The organism is Aquabacterium sp. (genome assembly GCF_014378415.1).
GTDB lineage: Bacteria > Pseudomonadota > Gammaproteobacteria > Burkholderiales > Burkholderiaceae_C > Aquabacterium.
On sequence record NZ_JACMNS010000110.1, the window covers coordinates 1 to 3,553 of the forward strand.

Sequence of the window (3,553 nt, forward strand, 5' to 3'; positions counted from 1 at the left end):
CCCGCCGGGGTCGCGAAACAGGCCATCCTCGCCCCGCGTCAGCTTGGTTTCCGGGGTGACCAGCTTGAGCTTGCCGATGCCGGTGATCTTGCCGCTGGCCTCCTTGGCGCTGACCGTGCCATCGGGCGCGATGCTGGCCTGAGCGTTCTGCGGGATGGTGATCGGGCCGCCGTCGCCCAGCACGGGCAAGCCGCTCTGGGTCATCAGCACGCCCTCATTGTTCACCGTCAGTGAGCCGAAGCGCGTGTAGGCTTCTGTGCCGTCCAGCGCGCTCACGGCCAGCATCGATTTGCCTTGCAAGGCCACGTCCAGCGGGCGACCCGTGGTCGAGATGGGGCCTTGCGAGTCGTCGTAGCCCACCGTGGTCTCGATCGAATAAACGCGTGTGGAGGCACCATCGCCGCGCACCGGCACGGCCCGAATGGCTTGCAGCTCGGCCCGAAAGCCCGTGGTGCTGATGTTGGCCAAGTTGTTGGCGAGCACGTCCTGGCGCTGCATGTCCATCTTGGCGCCGGCCATGCCGACATAAATCATCCGATCCATGGTGTGCTCCGGTTAAGGCTGGCGGTGCGGTGCATCAACGCAGGTTCACCAGGGTCTGCAGGATCTGGTCTTCGGTCTTGATGGTCTGCGCGTTAGCCTGGTACATGCGCTGCGCCACCATCATGTTGACCAGCTCGCCGGTCAGGTCCACGTTAGATTCTTCCAGAGCGCCCGATTGCAGCAAGCCCAGGTTGCCCGTGCCCGGCGCGCCCGTGACTGGCGCGTTGGACGCGAAGGTGGCAGACCATTCGTTGCTGCCCTGAGGTTGCAGGCCTTGCGGATTGCGGAAGCTGGCGGTCACCAATTGGCCCGCAGGTTTGGACTGGCCGTTGGAGTAGCGCGCCAGGATCACGCCGGTGGCGTCCACGGTGATGCTGGACAAGTCACCCGGCGCATAGCCGGTCTGCGACAGGTTGGTCACCGCGAAGTTGCCGGCGTACTCTGTGGCCTTGGACAGGTCCATCGTCACACCGCTGACGACTTCGGTCTGCGCGATGGGCGGCACCTTGCTGGCATTGGTGACGTTGACTTTGGGGATGTCGGGCAGCGTGAAGCTGCCGGTCGACGAGGTGGCCACGGCGTTGCCACTGGCGTCGTAGGTGGTGATCGTGCCGGGGTTGCCTTCAACCGGGCTGCCATTGCCCAGGTCGGCCGGGGTGCCCCCCGAGGTGGGGAAGGTCAGCGTGGCGGCCTTGGCCGCGGCGCCCGAACCATCGGTCTGGATGGCTGAGCCGTTGGCGGTGACGTACATGTCCCACTTGTTGTCGCCCACCTTCTGGAAGTAGTAGGCCATGCCCACCGACTGGCCCTTCACGTCGTACATGGTCTGCGACGTGGTGAAGTTGTAGGTGGTGTTATCGCTGAAGTCGATCCCGACACTCTTGATCGAGTCGGTCGACTTGAAGTTCATTTCAATGCTGGTCTTGTCCGTCTTCTTTGGGGCAATGCCGCCGGTGGTCAGTTGGATGGGGACCAGGTCACTCGTGTTGGTGATGTTGCCCGTCAGGTCGGCCTGGAAGCCCAGCAGCTTGTGCTGGGCGTTGTTGACGATGAAGCCGTCGCGGTCGATCTTGAACTGGCCGTTGCGGCTGAAGAAGGTCTGGTTGCGACCATCCTGCACCTGGAAGAAACCATTGCCGTTGACGGCCAGGTCCATGGGGTTGTCGGTGGTGCTGATGTTGCCCTGCGTGAACTGCTGGGCCACGGCGGCCACGGTGGCGCCAATGCCGACCGCGCTGGTGCCAGAGCCGTTCAATGCTGCGGCGTACATGTCCGAGAACTCGGCCCGCGAGGCCTTGGCGCCATAGGTGCTGGTGTTGGCCACGTTGTTGCCAATCACCTCCAGATTGCGAGCCGATACATTCAGACCGGAGAGACCTTGTTGGAAGCCCATGGTGTTGTCCTTTCGGGGTACTGCTTTGAAAATTAAACGACGACTTTGATCTTGCTGTAAGCCGTGCTGCCGCTGTTGCGCAGTTCCAGGTTCAAGGTGCCGTTGCTGTTGCTGATGGCATCAACCTGGTCGTTCATGAGGCTCGTGTGGCTGACGTCGGTGCTGCCGTTTTTGGCGGCCACCTTGAAGGTCAAACCTTCGCTGGACATGGTGCTGGGCACAGTCCACTGGAAGCTGTGCAGACCGGCGGTCTGCGAGCCCTTGCTGATGGTGTCGACCACCTGGCCTGCAGCGTCGATCACGTTGATCGACACATTAGCCGCGCTGCCGCTCAGATCGAATGCACCCGAAGCGACCGTGCTGCTGGTGCCATCGTCGGCCTTGACCGTGCCTGCGACCAACTGCTTACCTTCGACCAGCACCTGGTGGCCCACCAGGCTGGCGCCTTGCAGCAACTGCATCTGGCTGAAGCCATCGGTCACGCCACCCATGGTGGTGTTGAGTTTTTCAATGCCGGTCACCGTGCTGATCTGCGCCATCTGGCTGGTGACCTGCGCGTTGTCCATTGGGTTGAGCGGATCCTGGTTTTGCATCTGCGTGACCAGCAACTTCAGGAAGCGGTCTGAGGCCTCCGTCGTCTTGTCGCTGGCAGCGGCTTTGACGCCGTTGATCTTGTCGAGAACGGAGTTGCCGGTTGACGATACTGTGCTCATGTCATGTCCTTAGGTAAGTCAGGTGCCTTGACCGAGCTGCAGTGTTTTCAGCAGCAGGCTCTTGGCGGTGTTCATCACTTCGATGTTGTTCTGGTACGAACGCGAGGCGGAGATCATGTTGACCATCTCTTCCACCGGGTTCACGTTGCTGTAGGTCACGTAGCCATCGGCGTCGGCCTGCGGGTGCTTGGGGTCGAGCACGCGGCGGCCTGGGGTGTTGTCTTCGGTGATGTTGCTCACCGTGACGCCGGCCGTGCCCACTTCGCCCATGGGCGTGGTGGTGAACACCACCTGGCGGGCCTTGTAGGGCGAGCGATCCGGCCCAGCCACGGTGTCGGCGTTGGCCAGGTTGGAGGCCACGACGTTGAGCCGCTGGGCCTGCGCGCTGACCGCGCTGCCAGAGACGTTGAAGATGCTGAACATGGACATGGTGGTTTACCCCGGTCACTGGCCAGTGATGGCCGTGTTGAGCGTTTTGACCTGGCTGTTGATGAAGCGCAAGGTGGCTTCATAGCGAACCGTGTTGTCGGCAAAGCTGGCGCGCTCGCGGTCCATGTCGACGGTGTTGCGGTCCAGGTTGGTTTGTGCGGGCGTGGCGTAGTTCAAGTCGGCTTGCTCTTTGCTGCCGGCGGGCGCACCGCCGCGTCCCAGGTGGCCGGCGCTGGCGGTGGCCAGTTGCAGCTGGCCGGGTGTCAGCCCAGACTGGCCTGACGATGCTTGACCCGTCGCATTGCGCAGCGCGCTGGCAAAGTCGAAATCCCGCGCCTGGTAGTTCGGGGTGTCGGCATTCGCGATGTTGCTGGCGATCAGGCGCTGGCGCTCAGATCGCAGTGACAGTGCATCAGCCTGGAAGTTAAGGGTGTCGGTCAATCTGTTCAGCATGGCAAGCCCTCCGGCCTGTGAG

General features: G+C 62.5%; 5 protein-coding genes. All 5 read right to left on the reverse strand.

Annotated elements, in window-relative coordinates:
• The coding region (flgF, locus tag H7225_RS10035) for a flagellar basal body rod protein FlgF (RefSeq protein ID WP_290661395.1) at positions 1–543 on the reverse strand (543 nt) is incomplete at its 3' end.
• Positions 544–577: 34 nt separating this feature from the next.
• The gene (gene flgE / locus H7225_RS10040; protein ID WP_290661397.1) at positions 578–1,936 is read right to left on the reverse strand and encodes a flagellar hook protein FlgE; all 1,359 of its coding nucleotides are present in this window, start codon (positions 1,934–1,936) and stop codon (positions 578–580) included.
• Positions 1,937–1,968: 32 nt separating this feature from the next.
• Positions 1,969–2,649: a flagellar hook capping FlgD N-terminal domain-containing protein gene (locus H7225_RS10045; protein ID WP_290661399.1), complete on the reverse strand. Its 681-nt coding sequence runs from the start codon at positions 2,647–2,649 to the stop codon at positions 1,969–1,971.
• Between the two features lie 18 nt (positions 2,650–2,667).
• On the reverse strand, positions 2,668–3,078 hold the full coding sequence (flgC, locus tag H7225_RS10050; protein WP_290661401.1) for a flagellar basal body rod protein FlgC: 411 nt from the start codon (positions 3,076–3,078) through the stop codon (positions 2,668–2,670).
• A gap of 15 nt (positions 3,079–3,093) precedes the next feature.
• Positions 3,094–3,531: a flagellar basal body rod protein FlgB gene (gene flgB, locus H7225_RS10055; protein ID WP_290661403.1), complete on the reverse strand. Its 438-nt coding sequence runs from the start codon at positions 3,529–3,531 to the stop codon at positions 3,094–3,096.
• Positions 3,532–3,553: the final 22 nt, after the last annotated feature.